We start from the raw sequence: 25,770 nt of genomic DNA, 5'->3' as shown, positions 1-25,770 counted from the left end.
AAAAGGGGGTTCCCAAAAGTGGATAAAGTATCTGGAAAACAGCTCAGAATCACGTTCAAAACCATCCGCGCCTGCATCTTTCTGACACTGATCGGCGGAATGCTGGCCGGCGTCTGCTTCACATCCGTTCTTCTTGCAGCGAAATGGCAGGGCGCCCCCTCCGTCCGGGTTCCTCAGTCTACGATTCTTTATGCAAATGACGGCTCAAAGCTAGGTGAGACCGATTTCGGGGAAAAGCGCTACTGGGTCCGGTTAAAAGATATCAATCCGACAGCGGTGCAGGCCGCGATTGCGGTGGAGGATCAAAACTTTTACAATCACCACGGTTTTGATTACCGGCGGATGGCCGCCGCCGCGCTGGCTGACATAAAGGCAATGGCCAAGGTTCAGGGCGCCAGCACCATCACCCAGCAATACGCGAGAAATCTCTACCTTGAGCATGATAAAACATGGAAACGAAAATGGAACGAAGCATTTTACACGATCCGCCTTGAACAGAACTATTCTAAAAACGAGATTTTAGAAGGTTATGTAAATACGATATATTACGGCCACGGCGCATACGGAATTGAAGCCGCCTCCCGCCTGTATTTCGGCAAACACGCCAAAGATCTGAACGATGCGGAAGCCGTGCTTCTGGCGGGCATACCGAAAGGCCCGTCCGGCTATTCGCCATATGTCAGTGAAAAGAAGGCCAAACAGCGCCAGGAAACCATTCTCCGTCTGATGGCCGGACAAAAAATGATCTCAAAAGAAAAGGCGGAAAGGATTAAGAAAACGCCGCTTGCCTATCAGCCGCTGAAAAGCAGAACCGCGGCGAAAACGGCTCCTTATTTTTACGATGATGCGATGAAAGAACTCGAGAAAAAGCTCGGCATGACGCGCGAACAGCTCGCAACGAGCGGATTGCGTGTTTATACAACGCTTGATAAGCGCATGCAGCGGATTGCGGAAAACACTGTGGCACATACGATCCGTACCGGCTCTGACATTCAGGTCGGCTTTTCCGCGATTGATCCGGCAACAGGGCGCGTGCTTGCGCTTCTCGGCGGACGTGACTACGAAAAAAGCCCGTTTGACCGGGCGACACAGGCGAAACGGCAGCCGGCTTCCACGATCAAGCCGCTTTTGTATTACAAAGCGATTCAAAGCGGCTTTACACCGGTCACGCTGATGAAAAGCGAAGCCACTGAGTTCCAGATTGACGAAAACGGAGATACCTATTCTCCAAGCAATTACAACGGCTACTACGCCAATAAACCGATTACGCTGCTTCAGGCGCTTGCGTTATCAGACAACATCTATGCCGTGAAGACCCATCTCTTTCTCGGCATGAATAAGCTCGTGTCGGCGGCAAAGGAATTCGGCATCAGCGAACATTTAAAGCCCCTTCCGTCTCTGGCGCTCGGAACTGAACCCGTGCGCCCGATTGAGATGGTTAATGCCTATGCGATGCTCGCAAACGGGGGAAAACAAATCTCCCCTTCCTTTATCACAAAAGTGACGGATACCGCCGGCAACATCTTGTATGAACAGCCGCGCGGACATCAGCAGACGCTTGATAAAAAAGCCGCTTTTGTGACGGCGAGCATGATGACGGGCATGTTTGATCAGGATTTAAACGGCTATACTTCCGTCACGGGACGCACCATTTCTGACCGGCTGACCCGAACCTATGGCGGTAAATCAGGCACGACCAGCGCAGACAGCTGGATGATCGGCTTTAATCCCGCTCTTGCCGCCGGTGTGTGGACAGGCTATGACAAAAGCAGCACGATTGATTCAGTAGAAGAAAAAAGCTATGCGAAGACGATTTGGGCGGACTTTATGGAGAAGGCGCTCGAAGGAGAACCGGAAATAGCGCTTAAACCGCCGAAGGGCGTCACGGGCGTCTATATCGATCCCGCTTCCGGCTACACTTCGGGACCCGGATGCGCCGCAAAGCATTATACGTATTTCATCGCAGGCACTGAGCCCGCGGATGTGTGCTACGGACCGGAACCGTCTAAAAAAGAAAAGGAACACGTCCCCGCCCGTAAAGAAGCTCCGCGCAAAAAGTGGTGGGATAAGTGGCTCGGCAAAAAAGACTGAGCCCGGTGCATTGCGCGCCGGGCTTTAATCCGAGTCTTCCTCAAGCACCCACGGGAGCAAGAGTGAAAAGTCGAGATGGATAATAGGGTCAGGAAAACCCTTCGGTATAAAAAATGTTGCACTAGGCAAAGAAAACGAAAAGCGGGTATCTCCCGCTCTCTCAATATGAAACTTCGGCCAGCCTTCCCTAAGCATGCCGACAATCGGATAGCTGCCCGCATAATGATGCAGGCCGTTTTCCTTTCCATGCTCCCCCAAGTCGTGACAGACAGCCGGACGAATCCCAAACTGCGTAAACAATCTTGTTTTCTCGGCGGGAAGGAGATTCACCGCCTCGGAAAAGTTCCGGCAGCTCCCGCAATCGCAGGGATCAGGCCATGATTTTTCATATTGTTTTCTCGTTTCCGCCGTATCTGCTTCAATGACCCAAGGCCCGATGTCAAAGACGGTGAACATGATGAATCCTCCGCGTAAACATGAAAAACCCCGAGTCTTGGTTCGGCTCGGGACTTTCCATGTCCTGATTCTGTATCAACAGTTTACTCAGTACAATTGCGAAATAGTGCAAATATTTATAAAGTTCATAAAAAGTTCACAAATTATTTTTCGCCCGGAAGCAGACCCGTTTTCAATTCATCGGATGAACGTTCCCAGAGCCCTTGGTCATGCTTCTGCAGAAATTCAGCAAGCACCTGCTTTGAGCTGGCGTCCATTTTGTCCACGATAATGCGGCGCTTCATTGATTTATCCATTAAATTCACATGCTCCGGCAATGACTTATAGCCTCTGCGGATACTTCTGTCCACGGTCATTTCACAAGCCGTCACACCCGCGTAATAAGGGCCTTCTTCTTTTCTGTCGATGGTGACCCACACGAGCCAGTACGGTTTTCCGTTCGGCACTTCATCTTTGTTCGGCAGGAATTTGATGCCTTTTTCAACGACACTGCGGGCATGCATTGCGCCGATGTCAACGAAAGCTTCCTTCTCTTCCACATCAACAAATACCGGAGAAATATTATCAAGGCTCAGCGACCCGGCGCCAAAACCGCCATGTCCGTCGGTCGGATCACTTTTAATAATATTAAATCCGATTGTTTTCTTCTTTTTTTCTTCCATGAAAATACCCTCCTACAAAAGCGGTTGAAATATAATGGCAAATGCCTTAAGAATCCAGTCTCTCCCCTCGCTTAACAGCGGCCACACGACATAGGAGCCGACCGGTGTCACAAACAGCACGAGAAACACGATAATCCCGTAGCTCTCAAACTGAGTCATTTTGGCGCGCACCCGCGGCGGCACGAGATCCTCAATAATCCGGTAGCCGTCAAGCGGAGGAAGCGGCAGCAGGTTGAATAAACACAGCGCGAGATTCAGCTGAATCCAAATAGAGAAAAAGCGGTCAAGCCCCATGCTGAATGCAGAAAGCAGCTCCATTCCGTAAGCATGCATCAACACTAGCAAAAAGAAACCGATAAAGGCAAGAAGCAGGTTGCTTACGGGCCCGGCGACGGAAACCAGCACTCCCGCCAGCCGCGGTCTTTTAAAGGCGCGGCGGTTCACCGGCACCGGACGGGCCCAGCCGAAACCCGCGACCAAAATTAGAATCGTTCCGAAAACATCAAGATGTTTAATCGGATTGAGCGTTAATCTGCCCTGTCTCGCCGCGGTATCGTCTCCGAACCGATACGCGACATACGCGTGCGCCAGTTCATGCATCGTAAATGCCACGATCAGCGTAATCACGACATAGGGCATAAGCTCCAGCGGATAATATAAAAATCTGTCCAAATGTCAAAATCCCCTTTTTTAAAAAATGCAAGATTGTCCTTCATTCAGTATACTATAAGTGATCTCTCTTCCAAAGAGAGGAAACGATAAAGGAGGATCAGCACCATGCCGCTCGTAACCGTTAAAATGCTTGAAGGCCGCACAGATGAACAAAAACGGAATCTGGTTGAAAAAGTGACCGAAGCCGTAAAAGAAACGACAGGCGCTGCCGAAGAAAAGATCATTGTCATGATTGAAGAAATGAGAAAGGATCATTACGCCGTCGCCGGCAAACGGATCAGCGATACGGAGTAATCCTTGATAATGGCCGGCGCTGCTATGTCAGGCCGGCTTATTTCACAACCTTTTCAACCAGGCTGAAAAAGATTTTCTTTTCTTCCTCTGTCAATGCTTCGAACAGTTCGTCAATGAGCAGCTGCCGGTTTTCAATCATTTGCATGGCCGCCATTTTTCCCGATTCGGAAAGCGTCATCCATACCGTGCGGCGGTCTTCGTTGTTTCTCGACCTTTCCACGAATCCTTCTTTTTCTAAATGATTGAGAGCGGTTGTCGTGGCGGAAGGCGATAATGTGACCTCCTGCAATATATCTTTAATCGTGCACGTGCCGTGCCGGTAAATAATCCTCAGAATAAATCCTCTGATATTGTTTATACTCTTCGGAATTGTCGCCTCATCAAGCTTTTTCGTGCTCTTTAAATATTTCGTGAGCGCGTAATCCAGTACATTTGCTTGCAAGTTATCGTGCTTCATGCAGAAACTCCCCATTTCAAGATGCATCCATCATCATTTGTTTGTTTTTTATTACATTTTACTGATACCTTACGGAGAAAGTCAAAATTCCGGCCGGAATGCCCGCAACTTTTATCCTGCCCTGCACAGGCTTTTGTCTCCCTCTTTTTTACCATATCCTTTTATGCAATGCTGGTTTTATAGACACGATTCAGGTAAAATCATTAAGGGTGACTGCGTTTGACGGAAAGGATAATCTGATCGGATGCGGCAGACAATATGATTGGAAAAGAAAAGAAACGGAACAGACGGGGAAACAGAACACAGGATTGTCGATTACACAGAAGATGTGACACGGGTAAAAGCCAAAGAGTCCCTCTTGGCTTTTGCTTTTGGATGGAGGGATGCGTGTTGCGGAATATCCTACAAAAAAAAGACATCACCCAGCTGCTTGAACAAAGCAGAAACAGGCAGACTGCCAAAACAATGGGTGGATTTGATTTAACATTACTGGGCATCGGCGCCGTCATCGGGACGGGCGTCATGGTTCTTACAGGCATTACGGCCGCGAAAAACGCCGGGCCTTCCGTAATCTTTTCTTTTATCATTGCAGCCGTTGTCTGCAGCCTTGCAGCATTATGTTACGCCGAAATCGCTTCTGTTCTCCCGGTTTACGGAAGCGCCTATATTTACTCTTATACCACCATGGGAGAAATTGTCGGCCATTTAATGGGCTGGACGCTCTTATCCGTTTATATGGTGACGGCGTCGGCGGTGGCAAGCGGCTGGTCAAGTTATTTTAATAATCTGTTAGCCGAAATCGGCACGCCTTTGCCGGACAGTCTGCTGCACGTGCCGAGCCAGGGGGGCATCGTCAACCTTCCTGCCATCATCATTACTCTATTAATTGCCGTCGTTCTGTCACGCGGCTCTAAAGAGAGCAAAACCTTTAATAATATAATGGTTCTCGTAAAAATCGGAATTGTTTTGCTGTTTATCATCACAGGAAGCTTTTTTGTAAAGCCGGGCAATTGGCATCCTTTTATGCCTTTTGGAATCAAAGGCGTCATTACGGGGGCTTCTGCCGTCTTTTTTGCGTTTCTCGGGTTTGACGCGATTTCGGCTTCGGCTGAAGAAGTCAAAAAACCGCAGCGCAACCTGCCGATCGGTATTATCGGTTCACTGGTGATCTGTACATTGGTATACGTCATCGTCTGTCTCGTCATGACGGGTATGGTTCCGTATTCACAGCTTAATGTGCCGGAAGCCATGTCTTATGTGCTGCAGACTGTCGGACAAAACGCGGTGGCGGGCATTATCGCTGCCGGTGCGGTGATCGGACTGATGGCCGTCGTTCTCGCCCATACCTATGCGGCGACCCGTATATCTTTTGCGATGGCAAGAGACGGAATGCTGCCGAAAGTCTTTACCATTGTCGGAAAGAAATCGGGAGCGCCGATCTTTAATACGTGGCTGATCGGACTGATCAGCGCATGCATCGCGGGTTTTGTTGATCTGAAAGAGCTGTCAGATCTCTCAAACATCGGCGCGCTATTGACATTTGCCATGGTCAGTCTGTCCGTGCTGATTCTGCGCCGCACCCATAAAGATCTTCCACGGGGATTTAAAGTGCCTTTTGTACCCGTACTGCCGATTTTGGCCATTATCTGCTGTTTGTTTTTAATGGTCAATCTGCCGCTGAAAACGTGGCTTTATTTTGCCGTCTGGCTGATCATCGGCGTCATCGTTTACTTTTTATATTCGTACAAGCACAGCAAATTGAGACAATAAACAAAACCAGGCCCGCTTCATCGCGGCCTGGTTTTTTCATAAAAAAAGACGAAAGCCATCGCCTTTAACAAATGTGTTTCAGCTCTTCTATGTAGTGAAGCGCCTCATCATATTCTTCATCCGTATATTTCTGTTTGCTTTTTATCGTAAACACTTTCTCTTTCTTTTCCTCAGCTTCAAGGCCGTCAAAATACAAAATCGTAGACACCAGCTCCAGAAACCGGGATGAGCGGCTGTTGACGCTGTCGATGTACTTCTTCATATCCGGCATCGTAAGCTCCGCATGATGTAAAAACTCGGCTCCCGTCTCCGTCAGCGAGTACCGGTATTGAAAGTAGCCGCCCTTTTTTTCCTTCACCTCATCCAGAAACCCAAGATTGCACAGCTCTTCAATTCGAAGCGTCAGTTCTTCGGAATACGGGCCGTAAAAATGAAAATCATATTTTTCGTAGAAAGGATACTGCATTTTCTTCGCGATATAAATGATTTTCTGCAGCTTTTTCCGCCCGATGATTTCTCCAGAATCCGAGAACACCTTCATCAGTTTTGCATGTTCTTTCAACAAATTCCCGACATCTCCTTTTCCTTCTTTACCAAAATCCTTCTATGTCAGTCCCAGCAGCTGCCGGATTTTTAATTTTGCTTCAGGGTTTTCTGAATCGTCGCAAATGAGGTCCATCGGATAATAGAGCTTATGGTCCGTCCGGCGTTTGCCCGAAATGGATTCGACAATGGCGGACTGCCTGGACAGCTCTTTGATCTGGCCGTTCTGTGTTAACAGATGAATCGGCAGACGCTCCTCCTCTTCACCCGGCCGGTAAAAATCATACGGCAGATCCGATGAAGAATCGACCACTAAATAGTAATTGGGATCAATTCCCGCCTCTTTAAAGAGAGCGGTCAGTTCAAAATAAGCCGACATTTCCTCATTGGGGTTAAATTCGGCGTATTGAAACAGCTGGCGGTTAATGAAGCGGCGGCACAAGTCGGACAGAATCGGGTCCTCTTCTTCCTCCCAAGCCTGGAAATAATATAAAATGATGGCTTCATCAAGCTTCAGGTAATCCGCAAGCGTCAGCTTCCCTTCAAAAATGGAATAAAAATGAACGGGAGCATGAGTGAATATATACCCTTCTTCATGGAGCTGCTTCGCGCGGTGGAGAATTTTCGTCAAAATGACTTCTGCGCTTCTCGTCACGGGATGAAAATACACCTGCCAGTACATTTGATAGCGGCTCATAATATAGTCTTCGACGGCGTGCATGCCGCTTTGCTTAATGACGATCTGGTCCTCTCGCGGACGCATGACCCTTAAAATCCGTTCCATATCAAAATGTCCGTAGCTGACGCCCGTATAGTATGCGTCCCGCTGAAGGTAATCCATCCTGTCGGCGTCAATCTGGCTCGAAATCAGGCTGACCACCTGTTTGTTTTTGTATGTTTTGGCAATGACTTCGGCAACATCCTGCGGAAATCCCGGTCCCGCCTTTCTGAGAACCTGATTCACCTCGGTGTCGCCGAGAATGATTTCCCTCGTATAGTCTTCATGATCCAGATGAAAAACCTTTTCAAAGGAATGCGAAAACGGCCCATGTCCCAAATCGTGCAAAAGCGCGGCGCTGAGACAGAGTTCGCGTTCATTGTCATCCCATTCAGGACGCCCTTTAAAAACATCATCAACCATTCGTCTGACAATCTCATAGACGCCGAGAGAATGGTTAAAACGGCTGTGTTCCGCGCCGTGAAACGTCAAATACGTCGTACCGAGCTGTTTGATCCGGCGCAGCCGCTGAAATTCACGGGTGCCGATCAAATCCCAGATCAGCTTGTCCCGCACATGAACATAGCGGTGAACGGGATCTTTAAACACTTTTTCTTCTGATAATTTTCCGTTTGGATACGCCATCGTCATTCCCTCTTTTTTTTAGCCGTGATTCTATTATATCGGCTCTGTAATTTGAAAACATCCTTGAATTTGTCCGGCGTTTTGTTCCAGTTTTCAACCATTGATTTTTTGAAGCAAAAAAGCCTGACCCATCGGGCGAGGCTGTCGTAAAAATGCACATTTACTTTTTGATCTTCTTTTTCACTTTCTCAATCAGCTCGTCCTCAGTCGGCGCCGACAGCGGGCGGTTGTTTACGAAAGCAAACGATTTTTTGCGTCCGGGCCCGCAATATGACTGACATCCGACCTCCACTTTTGCATCCGGGTCAGCTTCTTTCAAACGCGGCAGCAAAGTCTTAATATTGGTGGCCTGGCAATCATCACACACTCGGAATTCATTAGCCATGATGTACGCTTCCCTTCATTCAATGTGTTCCTCTATGTTAAATCTTAATTTTAAAAACGAAAAAAATCACATCACGTTTTATTGTACAAGGATTCATCTTATCCTGCAAGGCTCTGCTTATCTCTCATTCTTTCAGCCAATTTGTATAAATATTTTCCAATCTGGACATTCTAATACCATCAAGATTATTGGGGGTTGAGAACATTGACAAAGCAAAGACAGGACGCCTGGTCGGAGGAAAATGACCTGCTGCTTGCGGAAACCGTGCTCCGGCACGTCCGGGAAGGGAGCACGCAGCTGAACGCCTTTGAAGAGGTAGGCGATAAATTAAACAGAACGTCGGCAGCGTGCGGATTCAGATGGAATGCCGTCGTGCGCCATCAATATGAAAAAGCGCTTCAGCTTGCAAAAAAACAGCGGAAACAGCGGATGCGCGCGCTCGGAAACGGCCAGCCGGCCAAGAAGAAACTATTATACCAGCCGCCTGCACCGGATGCGGACATCATTCAAGAAACCGCAGCCGAAGAGACGGTTCAAACGGAAGCGCCAAAAGAGGACCGGCAAGCCGTCATGTCCGGCGAACACATGCCTTATGTCGATGAAAGCTTCAAGGAAGAGTTAGCTAGTTTATCACATTTGCTGGCGCCTCAGCAGCCGAGCCAAAAGGCGGAGCTCACAATGGCAGACGTCATTCAATTTCTGCAGAGCTATGAAGGCAGCGGAAAGCAAACTTCCGCCTTGCAGATGGAAAATGACCGTTTAAAACGGGAAAATCAAGAACTTCAGTCTAAAACCGAGCAGCTGGAAGCGGCCGTCGAAAAGCTTGAAAAAGATCAAAAGACCATTCAGGAAGACTACGAAACCTTGGTGAAAATTATGAACAGAGCCAGAAAACTAGTTTTATTTGAAGACGACGAGCATGCCTCTTCTCCGTCCTTTAAAATGGACCGGAACGGCAATTTAGAAAAAATGGCCGAATAACGCAAAAAACCCCTTTCCTTGTCATGGAAAAAGGGGTTTTTGCCATTTGTCAATGACGCGCATCCTGATCTATATTAATGTAAACATTGTTCAGGAGGCCTTCTTCCCGCAAGGGCTGCGCATCTCGGTCCCCGCCCTTAAGCAGGCCTAAAATTTCAATAAATCACCCCATAATAATTCTTTAGAACTATTGATCGATCAGCTACTGTGCAATACACTGTATATATAATACAATTATTAGATATGATGGGAATGATAGTAAAGTGAATAGCCAATTACGAAAAGGAGCATTGGAACTTTGTGTGTTGTCCCTGCTTCTTTATGAAGATTTATATGGTTATGAATTAATCAAGATCATAAGTGAAACGTTCCCTGTATCGGAGGGCACCATCTACCCCATATTACGAAGACTTACGAAAAATAACTATTTAAAAACGTATACAGCAGCTTCAGATCAAGGCCCGTCACGCAAATATTACAAAGTAACAGAAGAAGGCGCCTTTTATCATCACACATTAAAATCGGAATGGCTTGACCTGTCCGAAAAAGTGAACAGCATCATTAAGGAGGGAAAATGAATGTGTAAAGACCAATATTTAAAACATCTCCGGCGGGAAATAAAAGATCTGCCGGAACTTGAACAAAAAGAGATACTCGCCGATATCGGCGAAATATTCCAAATGGGCGGCGCTGAAGGAAAAAGCGATGAACAAATCGCCGGCAATTTAGGAAACCCCAAAACACTTGCGCGCGCCTTAAAAGCGGATATTTTCATCAGTGATGCCGAGGAGCAGAAAACATGGCGCTCCTTTTTCAAAGCGTTCGGCCTGATGCTGGGTATGGGCATGTTCAACTTCATGTTTATGCTGACACCGTTTCTTTTTGCCTCTGTTGCGGTGTTAAGTTTGATGGCAATCGGCCTGATGCTGATGACCGGATCATTCTTTCTCCTCGTAAAAGTGCCGATTGTAACAGCCATTTTTAACGGATGTATGGTCCTCGGAGCGGGTATGGCGGTGTTTATGGCCGGATTTGATCTTTCGAAACTGATATTCCGCATCTTTTTGCGCTATTTCAAATGGAATGTCAGCGTTGTAAGGAGGGAAACCATTGAATCGAAAAATGTGGTATAGCATTGCTTTCATTTTAATCGCTGCCGGCCTGATCGGAAGCATGTTCTTCGGTTTTGACGGCTTTTACCCTAAATCATAAGGAAGGTGTGCCAGTAGCATGAGTGAACCAGCCCTGATATTAAAAGATGTCTCTAAAACCATCAATCATACCCCTATTGTACAGTCAATTTCTTTCGATGTGAGAAAAGGTGAGATTTTCGGCCTTTTAGGGCCGAACGGCTCAGGTAAAACCACTATTTTCAGAATGATCGTACAGCTTATTAAAAAAACAGAAGGAGCCATTTCATTCAGAGGCAGACCGGACAGCGACTTTGAATATTTTATGAGACATATCGGGGTTATCATTGAAGCAAAAAAGCCCGGACTCAGTCCAAGCTTTCCTGCGTGCCGAACACCTTCTCATTCCGTTCCAGCATTCGGGTCAGATTTTTTTCAAATACCATTTCCTCTTCCGGCGATAATCCGGCTGCATACAGGCGTCCGCTGAGTTCCTTCAGTTCAGTCAAAAGCGCCAGCATTAAGTCCTGCACGGTAATGTCCGTTTGCAGCAATTCGCTTAATGAAGCCATCGTTTCGGGCCGGATATCGGGATATACGCCTTTTGTATCGTTGCTTTTGTCTTTTAAAGCGGCTTGATAGAAACGTCTGATCAGATCGGCGCGTTCGCTTCCGCTTTTATCGGCGCAGAGGTAAATCTGAACCGCGGTTCCGCCCCGCAGGCGTCTTTGTGAGATTCCCGCGAATTTTCGGCCGCCGATGCTGAGATCATAGCTGCCCGGACAGTACGATCCTTTAATTTCATATGCTTCAATTTCGGCATTGTGCGGACGCAGCATCCGCCGCACCAGCTCTGTCATCGCCTCGTAGCCTCTGTCAATGTCGATGCCTTTTTTCTCATCTTCAAAAATAAGCGAGATATTCAATACGCCTTCATCGAGAACGACCGCTAGGCCTCCTGAATTGCGGACAATGACACGGTAGCCTTCGTCCTCCAGCAATTTCACGCCGTCCTCTAAAAACGGCAGGCGTGTGTCCTGAATGCCGAGCACGATCGTCCGGTGGTGCACCCAAGAGCGTGCCGTCGCAGGCGATTCCCCTTTGCCTACGGAGGCGCACAGCGTATCATCCATTGCGAATGACTGCTTCGCATCAAAATAAGGGCCGAGGCTGGATTGGTCAATGATTCTCCAGCTCGGCTGCATCAGTAAATCAATCGGTTGCTTTCCCATCTATATTAAATCCCTTTCGTCATAGGCTTTCCATGCATTTATTATATCACTCCGCTTGAGATGATTGAAATTGGCTTTTCAAAAGAGCGATGAAGATTTCTTTGTTTTTTGTGTTCTCCATAATGGAAGATTGGATGATAGACAGTTTCCGTTTTAAGGAGAATCCTTTTATCTCAAGCACGGAAATGCTGCCGTGAAGCAGATCCTTTTGCAGCACGCTTTTTGACAGAACGGAAAGACCCATTCCGCTGATCACGGCTTCCTTGACGCCCTGGTTGCTGCTGATCGTCATCATGGATTTCGGCCGCAGTCCGTTTGATTGAAGGACGTGGTCTAAATATTCCCTCGTTCCCGAACCCTTCTCCCTTGTCACCCACGCTTGATTTTGCAATTCGGCAGCCGGGATGTTTTTTCTGCCGGCGAGCGGGTGTCCGTTCGGTGCGGCAATGCACAATTCATCCTCCATAAACGGCTGAATGTCGAGCTCGTTTTTCCCCGTATGCCCTTCAATTAATCCGATATCGGCTTGAAGCATCCGAACCGCTTCGCTGACCTCCTCCGTGTTTCCGATCATGACATCCAGGTTCAGTTCGGGATACTCGTTATGAAGCTTTGCGAGAAGCGGCGGCAGAATATATTCGCCGATGGTAAAGCTCGCGGCGATTTTGAGCTTCCCTTTGACATAATGATGGTGGGCGTAAATTTCGGATTTCGCCTGTTCGTACAAAAAGACCATCTGCTTGGCGCGCTGATAGAGAATGTCCCCCGTCGGCGTCGTCGTAAAGTGCTTCGGAGAGCGGTTCAGCAAGGCAGTTTGAAATTCTTTCTCCAGGTTTTTAATGTGAAGGCTGACGCTTGGCTGAGAAATCATCAGCTTCTGCGCCGCCTTTGTAAAGTTTTTTTCTTCCACGACGGCAATGAATGTTTTCAGTTCCCCATAATACAGAAAGCATCGCCCCTAATCATTATTTTTCCTAATCGTTTAGATCATATAAATATATTTTACTAATGATTAAGACCGCAGTAAAGTGGAGTTATCAAGATAATGGGAAGTGACTGAGATGAAGATGATAAAGGGTATTTCAGTTACCGCAGGAATTGCGTTTGCGGCTTTCTATGTCAGCCGCCTGCCGTTTTTGCATATGCTCGGAATGCTTGTCCTTGCCATGCTGATCGGCATGCTCTGGCGCGCCGTATTCGGACAGCGGGAGGCATTAGAGCCGGGGATCGCGTTCTCAAGCAAATACTTGCTGAAAGCAGGCATCATCCTGCTTGGCATGAGACTGAATCTGGCGGATATCTATCATGCGGGCTGGCACGTATTTGCAATTGCCGTCTGCTGTATGATGTTTGCGGGTGCCGTTGTATACGGACTGTCCCGGCTGTTCCGTATAGATCAGACACTCAGCACGCTGACAGCCTGCGGCACAGCGATCTGCGGAGCGGCTGCCATTGCCGCGATCGCGCCGCAGATCAGATCAAATGAAAATGCAGCCGCCATCAGCGCGGCCGCCGTTTCGTTATTAGGAACCGTTTTTACTGTTGTATATTCTCTTGCTTATCATGGATTGGGCTTCTCTCCTGCGGCTTACGGAGCCTTTTGCGGGGCAACGCTTCACGAAGTGGCGCATGCGGCGGCTGCCGGCAGCGCCGGAGGAAAAGCAGCAGTCGAGATGGCGGTGATCGTCAAACTGACCCGGGTCGCGCTGCTCGTCCCGGCCGCATTCATGCTCGGAATGCGGACGCGCCGCAGCGGAAAGTCAAAGACGGCTTCTGCCGCTTCGCTCCCCATCCCTTGGTTTATCTTCGGATTTCTCGGAATGAGCGCCATCCATACATCAGGCGTTATTTCAGCTTCGTTTTCCGCGTTTCTTGTTCAAGTGTCTTATGTTTTAATCGGCATGGCGATGGCGGGTCTCGGTTTGAAAGTCCATATATCGGCGTTTCGTCATAGCGGCTGGCGGGCGCTCGCAGCAGGCTTGATCGGTTCTCTCTGTTTGTCCCTGTTCGGCTGGGCCGCAGTGACGTTCTTTCTATAAAAAAAGCCGGACCTCGTAAAGGCCGGCTTTTGCGGATTACAGCGCTTGAACAGCCGTAATTAACGCAAGATTGTAGACGTCTTCCGCATTACATCCTCTGGAAAGATCGTTTACAGGCATATTCAATCCTTGCAGAATCGGTCCGACCGCTTCAAAGCCGCCTAAGCGCTGAGCGATTTTGTAGCCGATGTTTCCTGCTTCAAGGCTTGGGAATACAAATACATTCGCGTCTCCTTTAATGTCGGAGTCCGGCGCTTTTTTCTCCGCGACAGACGGCACAAATGCAGCGTCGAATTGGAATTCGCCGTCAAGCGTAAGCTCAGGCGCTTTTTCCTTCGCAATTTTCACGGCTTCAGCCACTTTGTCCGTCTCGTCTGATTTCGCCGATCCTTTTGTAGAGAAACTGAGCATGGCAACGCGCGGGTCAATGTCAAACATTTGAGCCGTATTGGCGCTTTCAATGGCGATTTCGGCAAGGTCCTGGCTGTCAGGTGCAATGTTGATCGCGCAATCAGCAAATACATATTGTTCGTCACCGCGGGCCATGATGAAGACGCCTGATGTTTTTTTCACGCCTTCTTTTGTTTTAATGATTTGCAGTGCAGGGCGCACCGTATCGGCTGTAGAATGTGCAGCTCCGCTGACAAGTCCGTCTGCGAGACCTTTGTACACAAGCATCGTGCCGAAATAGTTTTCGTCCAGCAAAGCTTTGCGGGCCTGTTCTTCCGTCGCTTTGCCTTTGCGGCGTTCTACGAAAGCCTGAACGAGTTCTTCCATGCCTTCATATGTATGCGGGTCAAAAATGTCCACGCCGTCAAGCGTAAGATTTAATTCTTTCGCTTTTGCTTGAATGTCTTCTTTATTGCCGACCACAATCGGCTTTAATACCTTGTTGCCCGCCAAGTTGTTGACCGCAACCAGGATACGTTCGTCCAACCCTTCAGGAAATACGATTTTCACATCTTTTCCTGCGACTTTTTCTTGTACTTTTGTAAATAAATCTGCCACGATATTCCCTCCTCTATGTTGACAAAAAACGCTTACTTTTACAGCATACTCTTCTTCCAGCTAAATTCAAATAACCAACTTCTATTATAGCGCTTTCAAAAAGAAATCTTATTTTTCTAACTAATTTAATTGACGGTTTGTTTCACGGCTTAGTTTCTGACACAAGGCTTCGGATTATTCAAGGTTTCTCCACAGCCGAAACGGTTAAACTGTGATATAGTGAAGGCATCAATGTAATGAAAAGATATAGGAGTGAAGATACATGAGTGAGCAGCAAAAAACGAACGAAGCCGCCCAAACGCTTGACGGCTGGTACGCGCTTCACGATTTCCGCACAATGGACTGGACGTCATGGAAGATGTTATCCAGCGATGAGCGCCTGTCGATTATTCACGAATTTACGGGACTGCTTGAAAAATGGGGTGTCGCCGAAAAAGAAGGAAAAGGCTCGCAAACGATCTACAGCATCGTCGGACAGAAAGCTGATTTCATGCTGATGATTCTTCGCCCGACAATGGAAGAGCTGAACGAAATCGAGCTTGAATTTAACAAATCAAAGCTTGCTGAATTTACAATCCCGGCTTATTCTTACGTGTCCGTGGTTGAGCTGAGCAACTACCTCGCAAGCGGAGAAGGCGATCCGTATGAAAATCCGCATGTCCGCGCCCGCCTGTATCCTGAGCTGCCCGAAGCGAAATACGTCTGCTTCTATCCGATGGATAAAAGAAGAAGCGGCAATGACAACTGGTACATGCTTTCTATGGATGAACGCAGAAACCTGATGAGAAGCCACGGCTTGATCGGACGGAGCTATGCCGGCAAAGTCAAACAGATTATCACGGGATCTGTCGGTTTTGACGATTACGAATGGGGCGTCACGCTCTTCAGCGATGATGTGCTTCAGTTCAAAAAGCTTGTTTATGAAATGCGCTTTGATGAAGTCAGCGCGCGCTACGGCGAATTCGGTTCATTTTTTGTCGGAAACCGCTTGTCTCTCGACACGCTTCCGAAGTTTTTGCACGTGTAACACCCACCCGCCTGTCCGGCGGGTTTTTCTTTGTCAGAATTTAAATAAAATTTGCTATTTTTATCATTTTTTTTTACGATGTAAAGGAGATTCCATTTTGGTAAAGGGGTGCAGACAGTTGTCAAAACGAACCGCATTTATTATGGGAGCCAGTCAGGGGATCGGCAGAGCGATCGCTCTGAAACTGGCGGACAATGGCTTTCATACCGTCATTAATTCACGAGTTCCCGAAAATATCGAATCGGTAAAAGAAGAGATCCTCGCCAAACATCCGGATGCGGGCGTCACCGTTCTGGCCGGGGATATGTCGGACCAGAAGACAAGAGCCGGCATTTTTGAAGAGATCAGATCACAATGCGGACGGCTTGATGTATTGATCAACAACATTCCGGGCGGCTCGCCGGATACCTTTGAAAACTGTGATATAGAGGATATGACAAATACCTTTACGAATAAAACGATCGCCTATATCGACTCTATGAAAACGGCCGCAGCAATCATGAAACAGCACGAATTCGGCAGAATCATTAATATCGTCGGAAACCTATGGAAAGAACCCGGCGCCAATATGTTTACCAACAGCATGATGAACGCCGCTTTAATTAATGCCAGCAAAAACATCGCCATTCAGCTTGCGCCTTTTCACATTACTGTCAACTGTCTGAATCCCGGATTTATCGCCACAGACCGTTATCACCAATTCGTGAAGAATGTCATGAAGCAAAACGGCATTTCTAAAGCGGAAGCGGAAGAACGGATTGCCTCAGGCGTCCCGATGAAGCGTGTCGGAACTGCGGAAGAAACCGCGGCGCTGGCTGCCTTTCTTGCCTCTGAAGAAGCCTCTTATATTACCGGGCAGCAAGTGTCAGCCGACGGCGGCAGCATGAAAAGCATATAATAAAAACATCCCGCTCTCAGCGGGATGTTTCTTGTAATGAAGGAAAGGACAAACCTAGCTTTTGAATCCGCAGCACGAATTCCCTTAAATCGCCCTGTTTTGCCACCATTGATATTCTGACATAACGCTTTCCGCCGCTGCCGAAAATCTCGCCGGGCGTCACGACAACATGGGCATGCTCCAGCAGATAGTCCGAAAACTGGTGTGAAGACTCGAATTCATTCGGAATTTCAGCCCAGACATAAAAAGTCCCTTTCGGTTTTTCAATGCTCCAGCCTAATTCCTTTTCACATAACGCCGTGAAAAAATCAATCCGTTCTTTATATGTGCGCTTCAGACGCTCCGTATGCTCAGGATTTCCTGACAGCGCCGCCGCTGCCGCCTGCTGAAGGCCGCCGAACATGCCGACGAAGACGTGATCCTGAAACTCATTGACCGCCTGAATGATTTTCTCATTCCCCACGGCAAATGCCATTCTCCAGCCTGCCATATTGAAGGTTTTCGAAAATGAATATAGCTCCGCGCCGACCGTTTTTGCTTCCTTCGCCTGAAGAAAGCTGGCCGGGTTCTGATCAAATTCGAACGCGCCGTATGCAAAATCGTGAATAAGATGGATGTCATGTTTTTTTGCAAACGCAGCCGCTTTTTCATAAAACGCCTGATCCGCAGTCGCGCCCGTCGGGTTATTCGGGTAATTCAAAAACATCAGCTTGGCTTTTTTCAGGACGGCGGGATCAATCTCCTCAAAATCCGGCAGATAGCCGTTTTCCGGATGAAGCGGCATCTCATGCAGCTCCGCTCTGGCCATTGTGATTCCCGATAAATACTCAGGGTAGCCGGGGTTCGGGACTAAGGCGATATCGCCGGGGTTCAGCAGGCATTGCGTCAAAACGTACAAACCAGCTTTCCCTCCGCCGAACAGCGCGACTTCTGTCTCCGGATTGACCGATACCCCGTACTCTCTCTCATAAAATTCCGCGATGGCTTCTTTCAGAAACGGATAGCCTCTGAACGGGCCGTATCCGTGATACGAAGGATTCAGCGCAGCCTCCCGCAATGTTTCAACGATATGCGGCGGAGTGGGGAGATCGGGATTCCCCTGCCCGAGATTAATGATCTGGGCTCCTGTTTTCTCCATCTCTTTTACCTTTTGAAAAACGAGCGAAAATTCCTGTTTCGGAAGTGTCTTGATGACGTCGGACGGTATGATTTCCATCTGAAAGACTCCTTATAAATGGATTTGCTCTGATTCGTTATTCCGTTCTGAAAAGGATTTATTGACCAGTTTTGTATGCAGAAACAGCCCGCTGACCAAAAGGACGATAAACGCCATGATGACTGCCGCGTCTACAATGTTGATCAGCATGGAACCGGCGGCGATGCACAATCCGATGGACGCCTCCGCCACCGAAAAGATCCGGCCCTGAATCTGGTTCGCCGCGTTCTCCTGAACTTTGACCTTCGCCAGCACCTCACCGTATTCCATTGCGATAAAGAAAAGAATGGCGGCAATGACTGACACGGCGAAAATCGGGGTAAACAAAAACAGCGCAAGCGAGACGATCGATAACACTGTAAAATACATCAGCCCTTTATTGTTGTTAAAGCCCCATTTGCTGACAAGAGCGGCGCCGATAAAGCCGCCGAAGCCGATACAGAACGTCAGGATGAAATTGCCGATTTCCCCGTCGCCTAAAAAGCGGCTGACAATCGGGAAATAGCTGTAGACGACACCCCACAAAAGCGCCATCGTAATCATCGTGAACATGGCGTTTAACACAAAAGCATTTGTTTTGATTTCCTTCAGGCCTTCTTTAAACGACTGAAAAGCTTCTCTTACGTTTTCTGACTGAATCGGCACGTATTGAAGCTTAATGCGGCTGATGAAAAACGCGGAGACAAGATAGGTCACCCCGTTAAACGCGACGGCAAGCTCCACAGAACCGCCTAACAGAAAAAGTCCGCCGGCTGCAGCGCCGACAATAATCGAAATCGTCGTGGCTTTTGCAAACAAAGTGTTGATATTTTTAATATCCGCTTCTAAAGACGACATGACCGCGAGACGTGCCGGGTTAAAGAACACGCCGCTTCCGTAAGAAATAAACAGCAGCGCCAGAAAAAGCAGCGGATATTCGCCTTTCGGGAGAAATGTCAGCCCCAAAAAGATGACACCTCTGATCACATCCGTCCACAGCATGATTTTCACCCTGTCGAGCCTGTCCACGAGCACGCCTAAAAACGGCTGAAACACCATCGGAATGCTGCGGACCGCGATAACGCCGGACGTCACCCAGTAGTCATGATAGTATGTAGACAAAATGAGCAGGGCCGGGAGAACGCAATAGTCTCCCATAAACGAAAGCGCCTGCCCGAAAAGCAAATACTTCGAGTTCGGTTTCAGCTGTTTCATACCGGTAACGCATACTTTGCAGTCAGCTTCGCCTGCTGCTGAATTTGTTTGATTGATTCGGCCACGTCACCCGAATTGCTTCCTTTCAGCTCAAACGCCGCAATGCTGTTGAACGCTTCGAACACCCGCAGATCCACGGATGTACCCGCCTCGGCAGCCGAGAAAGAAACGAGTTCGGTGTCTCCCTTTAAGACGCCGTCGGGAATGTCAATGCTTTCAATGACGAAATCGACAGCTGTCTCAGGCAGCTGGCCGTTCTCTTTGAAATGCTGAGGATACAAGTGGCAGTCGGCGACATAGCATGGCTCCTGCTCCAATAATCCTTTCGGCAGATCGGCTTCTTTTCCGAAACAGAGAACATCCAATAACAGTTGCGCCATGTCGACGCCGAAGACCTTTTTAATATTCGGAATCATGTTCCAGCCCGCAAATCGTGCCGCTGATTCAATCAGTCCGGCTTCCCGGTTTTTCATTAATTTAATTTCTGTATGTGTCGCGCAGTTTTCGAGGCCGAGTCCTTCATTCGCCTTTTTGGCTGCTTCGACGATTTTCCGCTTCGCGTCATCATCCAGGATGGACGGCGTAATATGCGATGTCTCCGTGAATCCGATTTGCGGTGTTTTATCATGAATCGCCACAGGGAAGTATTCCCCGTCGGCCATGATGCCTTCTATGCTGATATAGTCGGAATAACCGCTTGTTTCGTACCAGTCGTCATACTCGCCCTGCAAAAATTCTTCCGCGATAAAAGGCGCTTCAAACGTGACCGCTTTCGGTACGTTAATCGACTTCAGGTATTCATTGACTCTGTTAAATTCGGCTTCTGCCGTTTCTCTCTCTTTGATGAGCGTCACGCCGATGGAGCTCGCCAGATATGTAGGCTTCAGAATGAGCGGCGTTCCGATTTCCTGAAGCGCGGCGCGGAAATCTTCCAGCGTCGTCACCCGTTTGTTTTTGATGGACTTGACGCCGGCCCGGTTGAAGGCGGCTCTCATTTTGTTTTTATCTCTGGCATTTTCAGCGGCCTGTACGCCCGCTCCCCGCAGGCCGAGACGTTCACACGCTTTTGCCATCGGAGCGATAAACAGTTCATTGTTGGTCGTAATGGCGTCAACCGCGAACATGTCAGCCACCTTGACGATTTCTTCGACGACTTCTTCCTCAGGTTTGTCATGATCTTCATGAGCCCAGTAAATCGAATCGGGATGCTCAAAATCAGCCAGACTCTTAAAATAGTCTTTATCTTTAATGACCGCAATCGAGTATTTTTCAATTAATGCCGCATGAGAGGCTGTAATTGAAAAAGGTCTCGGAATAAAGCTGACGAGATTGTATTTTTCAGCTGCGCTTTTGTAAAACATATGCGGCGGGCATCCCCCAAGGTCAGCGATAACCAATACTGTTTTTCTCTCCATATGTAAACACTCCTTCTCTATTGTGCGGTGTATCCACCGTCTGCGGTGATCGCGCTTCCGGTCATATAGCTTGATAAATCCGAAGCGAGAAACAGCATGACGTTCGCTATTTCTTCAGGCTTGCCGAGTCTCAGCAGCGGATTGACTTTCGCTTTTTCTTTTTTGATTTCTTCAAGCGTGCCTTCGTTGTTTTCAAGGAACGACTTTTCATTCAAAGGTGTGTCAATGATTCCCGGGCACACGCAATTGACACGGATGTTGTGTTTGGCGTAATCGACGGCCATCGAACGCGTCAGCTGCAATACGCCGCCTTTAGAAGCGTTATATGCGGGAATGTCGGGCCATGCGACGACTCCTCCGACGGAGCACGTGTTAATGATATTGCCCTTGCCGCTTTTGAGCATATACTTGAGCGCGTGCTTGCTCATAAGAAACATGCCCGTCAGATTGACGTTGAGCACTTTGTCCCAATCGCTCAGCTCCATCTCATGAATCGGGGCGACAATTTCGATGCCGGCGTTATTGATTAACACATCCAATCCGCCGAACTTATCAACCGCTGACCGGATGGCATTTTGACATGCCGGTTCATCTGTAATATCCGTCCGGACAAAATGCAGCCTGTCATTGTTTTCTTTCCGGATCATCGCTTCTCCCTGCGTCTCATCAATATCCGCGACGACCACATTTGCCTCTTGATTCAGAAACGCCTGAACCGCGGCATAACCGATGCCTGATGCGCCCCCTGTGATGAGGACGGTTTTATCCGTCAGGTTCATGACTCTTTCGCCTCTAATTTTTTCGCTTTTGCTCTGTTATAGCGCGGAGGGAAAAAGATATTGACTGATTTTGAATCTTTTTCAAATCTGTTGATGGCGCCGTGATCTTCTCTCGGATCGCAGAAATAAGCTGTGCCGAATGTCATATCCACTTTGCAGCCTTCAATGGTCATATCATAGCCGCCGCCGATGCAGATGCCGATCTGTTCATTGCGGTGTTTATGGAACGGCATTTCTCCTCCGTTTCCCGGAATGTTGGCAAGCATGATTTCCACCCAGTCTTCCACGAAGAACGTGACTTCCATCCCAGGCAATAAGTCTCTTGTTTTAAAAATATTCAAAAAATAATCCTCAGGGCTTGTATAGGTTTCACCGGCTTTCAGGCGTTTAATATCAATGGCGATCACTTCTTGATCCGTCTCATTTCTTGCGCCGTGAGGCACGTTAGGAGGCGCGATATAGGCTGATTCCACCGCTGTCATCTTTCTTGTGACATCTCCGACAGTCATGGACAGCTCGCCGGAAACGACAAGGCCGATTTGGACTTCCTTATGCTGATGCGGTTCCACGTTTGTATGCGGCGGAACGTAAGAAAGCAGAACTTCCGTATCGCCTCTGACGGACGAATATTGTCTTACTCCGTTATCCCATTCTATTAATTTAGGCGTCGGGAAATAAAGTTCCTGCAAATCTTGTTCAGTTTTCATCATGAATCTCTCCTTTTCCGAATAATGACCAGCTCATGGGAATGCTTTTAAATGTTTTGACAAAGTGAAGGCCGTACTTTTGTCTGGCCAGCTCATTTGTCAGCGCGATGTCGGACAAACCGTCCTTCACTCTTTTCGCGGCTGCGCTCGTTGAGTTCACCAGATCAAACGTGACATCTTTACGGGTAAAATACTTAATCAAATTGATAGGAGACGGGTGGGATACGATGACAGTCTTATCAAGCATGTCATCTGTATATTCAAAACCGGGCCGGACAGCCAGGCCGTACATCGGGGTGTCGCACCTGAAAATTTGCAGAAGCTGCAGATCCGGTCTCATGTAGAAGTGCTTAATGCCGTCATACGCGTGAGGCACAATTGTGTATTCCAGCGGACTTTGAAGCGTTTTTTCAATGCACGATTCAAATGTATCATGCAGTGATAATTTGCTGTTCACCCCTTGGAGAAGGGTGAAATTGGTGATGAAGTTTTTTGCTGCGTACTCACTGCTTGTCCCTTCAGGACCGAGCGTGTTGATCGTAATCAGTTTAGATATTGAATAAGCCTTGCTTTTTGTTTGAATGCTATTATCCAATATAATCATGAGCACCAACCAATCTGTTAAATTTTAAGTAAATATTATCCATAGACGTTCAAGCTGTCAATATTATTTGAAAATATTGATAATTATTCCTATATATTAGAAAACACCTTATGATATAAGGTGTTAAAAATTAACATTTACAAAATTATAGAAACTTTATTTTACCGATACAATGATTGGTCGGTCTTATGCTCATATTTTCCATACCTTCTGTATGCGAAAACGCTGAGGACAAAGCCGATGAGGGTGACGGCCGCACAGATAAATCCGACAGCTGCATATCCGTATCCGACATAGACCGGACCCATGACAGCAGAACCCAAGGTGACGGCCAAATTGGACGCCAGACTGTAAAATGCCATGATTTTGCCCCGGCGGCTCTGTGAGCAATCACTTAAAATAGTGCTGAGCAAGGTCACCGTCAGGCTTTGCATCAATCCCCAGACGAATAACCCGATGACCAAAAACGGCATTGATGACGGCGCATAGGCGAGACAGGAAAGCCATATGCTGATCACGGCCAATGCCGCGATCAAAGAGCGCATTTTTCCCGCCTTATCTGCGATTTTTCCGGTGAACACGCTCATGGAAAAACCGATTCCGTACACCATGATCAGCAGCCCTGAAGCTGTATTCCCACCCGGCATCACGCGGTGAAGATATGTACCGAGAAAGGAATACATGCCGTAAAAACCGATCATGTTGCAAAAAGTGATCGTGAGGTATACAGGGACACGGGGCACCTTCAGCGCATCCCGGAAAGTGCCTGCCTGCCGTCCGTTTTCCTCTTCTGTTTTATTCCCATCCGCCGTGCTGCGGCGCGCCTCAATGAAAATGAGCGAAGCAACGAGGACAGACATCAGGGCGAAAATCCAAAACGTCCACCGCCAATTCAAAACGCCGCCGATAAAAGAGCCGATCGGAACACCGAAAATCAAAGCGAGCGACCAGCTTGACACGATCAGACCCATCACCTTGCCGCGGTACGCGTAAGGCACACGGTCGCCGACCACCGCATATGCTGTCGGCACAAACGCACCCGCCGCAAGCCCGGAAAGCGCCCTGCCCAGAAAGAAGAAAAAGAGATTGTGCGCCAGCGCGCAGATCACCGTGCCGGCCGTAAATATAAGCAGTCCCGCCAGCAGACTGAGTTCCCGGGAATATTTATCTCCCAGCGGAACGAGAAGCGGCGCCCCGATAAAAATCATCACTCCGTAAATACTGATGGAAAGCGCCAGCACACTGACATCCGAACTGAAAGCCCGCGCTAAATCCGGAAGCAGCGGAGAAATCACCAGCTCTTCAGAACCCGCGGCAAATACGCCTAATGTCAAAGCAAGCGCGAGACAGACCGGAAATCGGCGTTTCGTTTCGATGTGATCGGTTTGTTTGCTGTTCATGCTCTTTGAACACCTCTTCCGTAAAACTTTTCTACCTTTTGTTGTTTTATAGTTTAGCATCCTTATATTTCATTTTACATTTCACATGAAAACTAATTCTGATTTTTTATTTACATTCAGATTTTAAATAAAATATTTAGTTTGTATTCAATAAATGATATAAAATACGCCGTCCGCTTATGCTATAGTGATAGAATCATTTGTTAAGGTGGGGGGTTATGAAATGAATAACGCTGATTCAAAGGCCGCCCGCGCAGGCCTCGGCATGGTACTGATTCTCGGGACGCTCGCTTCATTCGGGCCGCTTTCGCTCGATATGTATCTGCCCGCTTTGCCTGAGGTGGCGGCCGATCTTCATACGACAGCGTCACTTGCGCAGCTGAGCCTGACGTTTTGTCTGTTGGGGCTGGCGGTCGGGCAGATCGTTGTCGGGCCGCTCAGTGATATGATCGGGCGCCGGAAGCCGCTGATTCTGTCATTGCTGCTTTATACGCTGTCTTCTTTATTATGCGCCTTCAGCCCTTCTGTTTCGTTTTTAATTGTCATGAGGTTTATTCAAGGATTCACCGGGGCGGCCGGAATCGTCATCGCACGGGCTTCCGCACGCGATATGTATTCCGGAAAAGAATTGACGGCTTTTTTCTCATTACTGATGCTCGTCAATGGGGCGGCGCCGATTTTAGCGCCGATTACAGGGGGATTTATCCTTCAGTTCGCCGGCTGGAAAATCGTATTTATCGTGCTGGCGGTGATCGGCTGTATCATTTCTGCCGCCGTGCTTACGGCGTTGCCTGAATCACTCCCGCCGGAAAAGCGGACAAGCGGCGGACTCCGGGAGACGCTGATGACGTTTCGCGGCCTGCTTGGCGACCGGATGTTTATGGGATTTGCGCTCAGCCAGGCATTTGTGATGACCGGCATGTTCGCATATATTGCCGGGTCGCCGTTTGTACTGCAAAACATCTACGGCGTATCGGCCCAAATGTTCAGCCTGCTGTTCGCCGTAAACGGTGCGGGAATCATATGCGCCACCCAAATCACCGGACGGATGGCCAAAACACATGATGAACGGAAGCTGTTTGTCTCCGGTCTGATGATTGCCGTCATCGGGAGCATCGCTTTGCTTTTATCACTTGCGTTTGGTTTAGGCCTGGCGGCGGTCTGCATTTCTTTATTCATCATTGTTTCTTCTGTCGGGATCGTCACGACGACGGGATTTTCTTTGGCTATGCAGAAACAGGAGAAAGGCGCGGGAAGCGCTGCGGCTCTTCTCGGACTCCTGCCCTTTATCGGCGGTGCGGCAGCCGCTCCCCTTGTCGGTATTGCCGGAGAAGAAAATGCCTGGCCGATGGCCGTCAGCATTTTCGGTTTTCAGTTCTGTGCCGTTCTATCCTATGTTCTGTCGGCCAAACGAAACACAAAGTAAAGCCCGCCGCTTTAAGCGAAG

27 protein-coding genes and 1 pseudogene are annotated in these 25,770 nt (G+C 48.3%); 11 read left to right on the top strand and 17 right to left on the bottom strand.

Annotated elements, in window-relative coordinates:
- The first annotated feature begins 18 nt into the window (after positions 1-18).
- Entirely contained in the window at positions 19-2,091 is a 2,073-nt protein-coding gene (locus ACWJJ4_RS01855) for a transglycosylase domain-containing protein (RefSeq protein WP_252206636.1), read from the top strand.
- 24 nt (positions 2,092-2,115) lie between these two features.
- Here ACWJJ4_RS01855 and ACWJJ4_RS01850 read toward each other — a convergent pair whose 3' ends face one another.
- The 3 genes from ACWJJ4_RS01850 to ACWJJ4_RS01840 all read right to left on the bottom strand — a co-directional run bounded on the left by ACWJJ4_RS01850 (position 2,116) and on the right by ACWJJ4_RS01840 (position 3,881).
- Entirely contained in the window at positions 2,116-2,547 is a 432-nt protein-coding gene (locus ACWJJ4_RS01850) for a hypothetical protein (protein ID WP_166705902.1), read from the bottom strand.
- 143 nt (positions 2,548-2,690) lie between these two features.
- Positions 2,691-3,209: a YwhD family protein gene (locus ACWJJ4_RS01845; protein ID WP_015387555.1), complete on the bottom strand. Its 519-nt coding sequence runs from the start codon at positions 3,207-3,209 to the stop codon at positions 2,691-2,693.
- A gap of 12 nt (positions 3,210-3,221) precedes the next feature.
- A complete protein-coding gene (locus ACWJJ4_RS01840; protein WP_071182045.1) occupies positions 3,222-3,881 on the bottom strand; it encodes a site-2 protease family protein in 660 nt (219 codons plus the stop codon).
- A 105-nt stretch (positions 3,882-3,986) separates the two neighbouring features.
- Between ACWJJ4_RS01840 and ACWJJ4_RS01835 the strand changes: the two genes are divergently transcribed.
- Positions 3,987-4,175: a 2-hydroxymuconate tautomerase gene (locus tag ACWJJ4_RS01835; RefSeq protein WP_003151042.1), complete on the top strand. Its 189-nt coding sequence runs from the start codon at positions 3,987-3,989 to the stop codon at positions 4,173-4,175.
- 37 nt (positions 4,176-4,212) lie between these two features.
- On the opposite strand, the gene ACWJJ4_RS01830 is transcribed toward ACWJJ4_RS01835, so the two are convergent.
- On the bottom strand, positions 4,213-4,632 hold the full coding sequence (locus ACWJJ4_RS01830; protein WP_003151040.1) for a MarR family transcriptional regulator: 420 nt from the start codon (positions 4,630-4,632) through the stop codon (positions 4,213-4,215).
- Positions 4,633-5,022: 390 nt separating this feature from the next.
- Here ACWJJ4_RS01830 and ACWJJ4_RS01825 point away from each other — a divergent pair, with 390 nt between their 5' ends.
- Positions 5,023-6,402, top strand: a complete 1,380-nt coding sequence (locus ACWJJ4_RS01825; RefSeq protein WP_032862558.1) for an amino acid permease — start codon at positions 5,023-5,025, stop codon at positions 6,400-6,402.
- Positions 6,403-6,466: 64 nt separating this feature from the next.
- Here ACWJJ4_RS01825 and ACWJJ4_RS01820 read toward each other — a convergent pair whose 3' ends face one another.
- From ACWJJ4_RS01820 to ACWJJ4_RS01810, 3 genes are all read right to left on the bottom strand, one after another.
- The gene (locus ACWJJ4_RS01820) at positions 6,467-6,967 is read right to left on the bottom strand and encodes a YwgA family protein (RefSeq protein ID WP_007407653.1); all 501 of its coding nucleotides are present in this window, start codon (positions 6,965-6,967) and stop codon (positions 6,467-6,469) included.
- Positions 6,968-7,006: 39 nt separating this feature from the next.
- A complete protein-coding gene (locus tag ACWJJ4_RS01815; RefSeq protein WP_003151035.1) occupies positions 7,007-8,308 on the bottom strand; it encodes an HD domain-containing protein in 1,302 nt (433 codons plus the stop codon).
- Between the two features lie 160 nt (positions 8,309-8,468).
- Positions 8,469-8,693 carry a DUF1450 domain-containing protein gene (locus ACWJJ4_RS01810; RefSeq protein ID WP_003151034.1) on the bottom strand — a complete coding sequence of 75 codons (225 nt, stop codon included), beginning with the start codon at positions 8,691-8,693 and terminating at the stop codon, positions 8,469-8,471.
- 204 nt (positions 8,694-8,897) lie between these two features.
- Here ACWJJ4_RS01810 and ACWJJ4_RS01805 point away from each other — a divergent pair, with 204 nt between their 5' ends.
- From ACWJJ4_RS01805 to ACWJJ4_RS01790, 4 genes and pseudogenes are all read left to right on the top strand, one after another.
- Positions 8,898-9,674 (top strand): RsfA family transcriptional regulator, encoded by a 777-nt coding sequence (locus ACWJJ4_RS01805; RefSeq protein ID WP_025649388.1) that lies wholly within the window; start codon positions 8,898-8,900, stop codon positions 9,672-9,674.
- 302 nt (positions 9,675-9,976) lie between these two features.
- A complete protein-coding gene (locus tag ACWJJ4_RS01800) occupies positions 9,977-10,252 on the top strand; it encodes a PadR family transcriptional regulator (RefSeq protein ID WP_016937583.1) in 276 nt (91 codons plus the stop codon).
- The gene (locus ACWJJ4_RS01795; RefSeq protein WP_012118697.1) at positions 10,253-10,807 is read left to right on the top strand and encodes an HAAS signaling domain-containing protein; all 555 of its coding nucleotides are present in this window, start codon (positions 10,253-10,255) and stop codon (positions 10,805-10,807) included.
- A 97-nt stretch (positions 10,808-10,904) separates the two neighbouring features.
- Positions 10,905-11,192: pseudogene (locus ACWJJ4_RS01790) on the top strand (ATP-binding cassette domain-containing protein); the annotation flags it as partial.
- On the opposite strand, the gene ACWJJ4_RS01785 reads toward ACWJJ4_RS01790, so the two are convergent.
- Together ACWJJ4_RS01785 and ACWJJ4_RS01780 are read right to left on the bottom strand one after the other, a co-directional pair.
- Positions 11,173-12,036, bottom strand: coding sequence for a lipoate--protein ligase family protein (locus ACWJJ4_RS01785; protein ID WP_025853620.1), 864 nt, complete (start codon positions 12,034-12,036; stop codon positions 11,173-11,175). The pseudogene ACWJJ4_RS01790 and the gene ACWJJ4_RS01785 sit on opposite strands and share 20 nt — an antisense overlap.
- 46 nt (positions 12,037-12,082) lie before the next feature.
- Positions 12,083-12,982, bottom strand: coding sequence for a LysR family transcriptional regulator (locus tag ACWJJ4_RS01780; protein WP_007407666.1), 900 nt, complete (start codon positions 12,980-12,982; stop codon positions 12,083-12,085).
- 115 nt (positions 12,983-13,097) lie between these two features.
- Between ACWJJ4_RS01780 and ACWJJ4_RS01775 the strand changes: the two genes are divergently transcribed.
- Entirely contained in the window at positions 13,098-14,075 is a 978-nt protein-coding gene (locus tag ACWJJ4_RS01775; RefSeq protein ID WP_198863928.1) for a YeiH family protein, read from the top strand.
- A gap of 36 nt (positions 14,076-14,111) precedes the next feature.
- On the opposite strand, the gene pta is transcribed toward ACWJJ4_RS01775, so the two are convergent.
- Positions 14,112-15,083: a phosphate acetyltransferase gene (gene pta / locus ACWJJ4_RS01770; protein WP_094247414.1), complete on the bottom strand. Its 972-nt coding sequence runs from the start codon at positions 15,081-15,083 to the stop codon at positions 14,112-14,114.
- A gap of 262 nt (positions 15,084-15,345) precedes the next feature.
- On the opposite strand from pta, the gene hemQ reads away from it, so the two are divergent.
- A complete protein-coding gene (gene hemQ, locus ACWJJ4_RS01765; RefSeq protein WP_017418694.1) occupies positions 15,346-16,110 on the top strand; it encodes a hydrogen peroxide-dependent heme synthase in 765 nt (254 codons plus the stop codon).
- A gap of 118 nt (positions 16,111-16,228) precedes the next feature.
- On the top strand, positions 16,229-17,008 hold the full coding sequence (locus ACWJJ4_RS01760; protein ID WP_454021385.1) for an SDR family oxidoreductase: 780 nt from the start codon (positions 16,229-16,231) through the stop codon (positions 17,006-17,008).
- A gap of 16 nt (positions 17,009-17,024) precedes the next feature.
- Here ACWJJ4_RS01760 and ACWJJ4_RS01755 read toward each other — a convergent pair whose 3' ends face one another.
- The 7 genes from ACWJJ4_RS01755 to ACWJJ4_RS01725 all read right to left on the bottom strand — a co-directional run bounded on the left by ACWJJ4_RS01755 (position 17,025) and on the right by ACWJJ4_RS01725 (position 24,323).
- Complete coding sequence (locus tag ACWJJ4_RS01755; RefSeq protein ID WP_154303027.1) at positions 17,025-18,224, bottom strand: pyridoxal phosphate-dependent aminotransferase; 1,200 nt, start codon at positions 18,222-18,224, stop codon at positions 17,025-17,027.
- Between the two features lie 12 nt (positions 18,225-18,236).
- The gene (locus ACWJJ4_RS01750; protein ID WP_032857143.1) at positions 18,237-19,418 is read right to left on the bottom strand and encodes an MFS transporter; all 1,182 of its coding nucleotides are present in this window, start codon (positions 19,416-19,418) and stop codon (positions 18,237-18,239) included.
- Positions 19,415-20,833 (bottom strand): ATP-grasp domain-containing protein, encoded by a 1,419-nt coding sequence (locus ACWJJ4_RS01745; protein WP_454021384.1) that lies wholly within the window; start codon positions 20,831-20,833, stop codon positions 19,415-19,417. The genes ACWJJ4_RS01750 and ACWJJ4_RS01745 overlap by 4 nt, the downstream gene beginning before the upstream one ends.
- Positions 20,834-20,850: 17 nt before the next feature.
- Positions 20,851-21,612 (bottom strand): dihydroanticapsin 7-dehydrogenase, encoded by a 762-nt coding sequence (gene bacC, locus ACWJJ4_RS01740; RefSeq protein ID WP_128974137.1) that lies wholly within the window; start codon positions 21,610-21,612, stop codon positions 20,851-20,853.
- Complete coding sequence (locus tag ACWJJ4_RS01735) at positions 21,609-22,319, bottom strand: cupin domain-containing protein (RefSeq protein WP_454021383.1); 711 nt, start codon at positions 22,317-22,319, stop codon at positions 21,609-21,611. The genes bacC and ACWJJ4_RS01735 overlap by 4 nt, the downstream gene beginning before the upstream one ends.
- Positions 22,309-22,923: a bacilysin biosynthesis protein BacA gene (locus ACWJJ4_RS01730; protein WP_003150997.1), complete on the bottom strand. Its 615-nt coding sequence runs from the start codon at positions 22,921-22,923 to the stop codon at positions 22,309-22,311. Before ACWJJ4_RS01730 ends, ACWJJ4_RS01735 begins: the two co-directional genes overlap by 11 nt.
- Before the next feature lie 161 nt (positions 22,924-23,084).
- On the bottom strand, positions 23,085-24,323 hold the full coding sequence (locus ACWJJ4_RS01725; protein WP_043867522.1) for an MFS transporter: 1,239 nt from the start codon (positions 24,321-24,323) through the stop codon (positions 23,085-23,087).
- 223 nt (positions 24,324-24,546) lie between these two features.
- On the opposite strand from ACWJJ4_RS01725, the gene ACWJJ4_RS01720 reads away from it, so the two are divergent.
- The gene (locus tag ACWJJ4_RS01720) at positions 24,547-25,749 is read left to right on the top strand and encodes a multidrug effflux MFS transporter (RefSeq protein ID WP_014306037.1); all 1,203 of its coding nucleotides are present in this window, start codon (positions 24,547-24,549) and stop codon (positions 25,747-25,749) included.
- The last annotated feature ends 21 nt before the right edge of the window (positions 25,750-25,770 follow it).

It is taken from the genome of Bacillus sp. JK62, from assembly GCF_053663455.1.
Note: the sequence above shows the minus strand (reverse complement) of the source record. Positions and strands in the feature narration are given on the sequence as shown.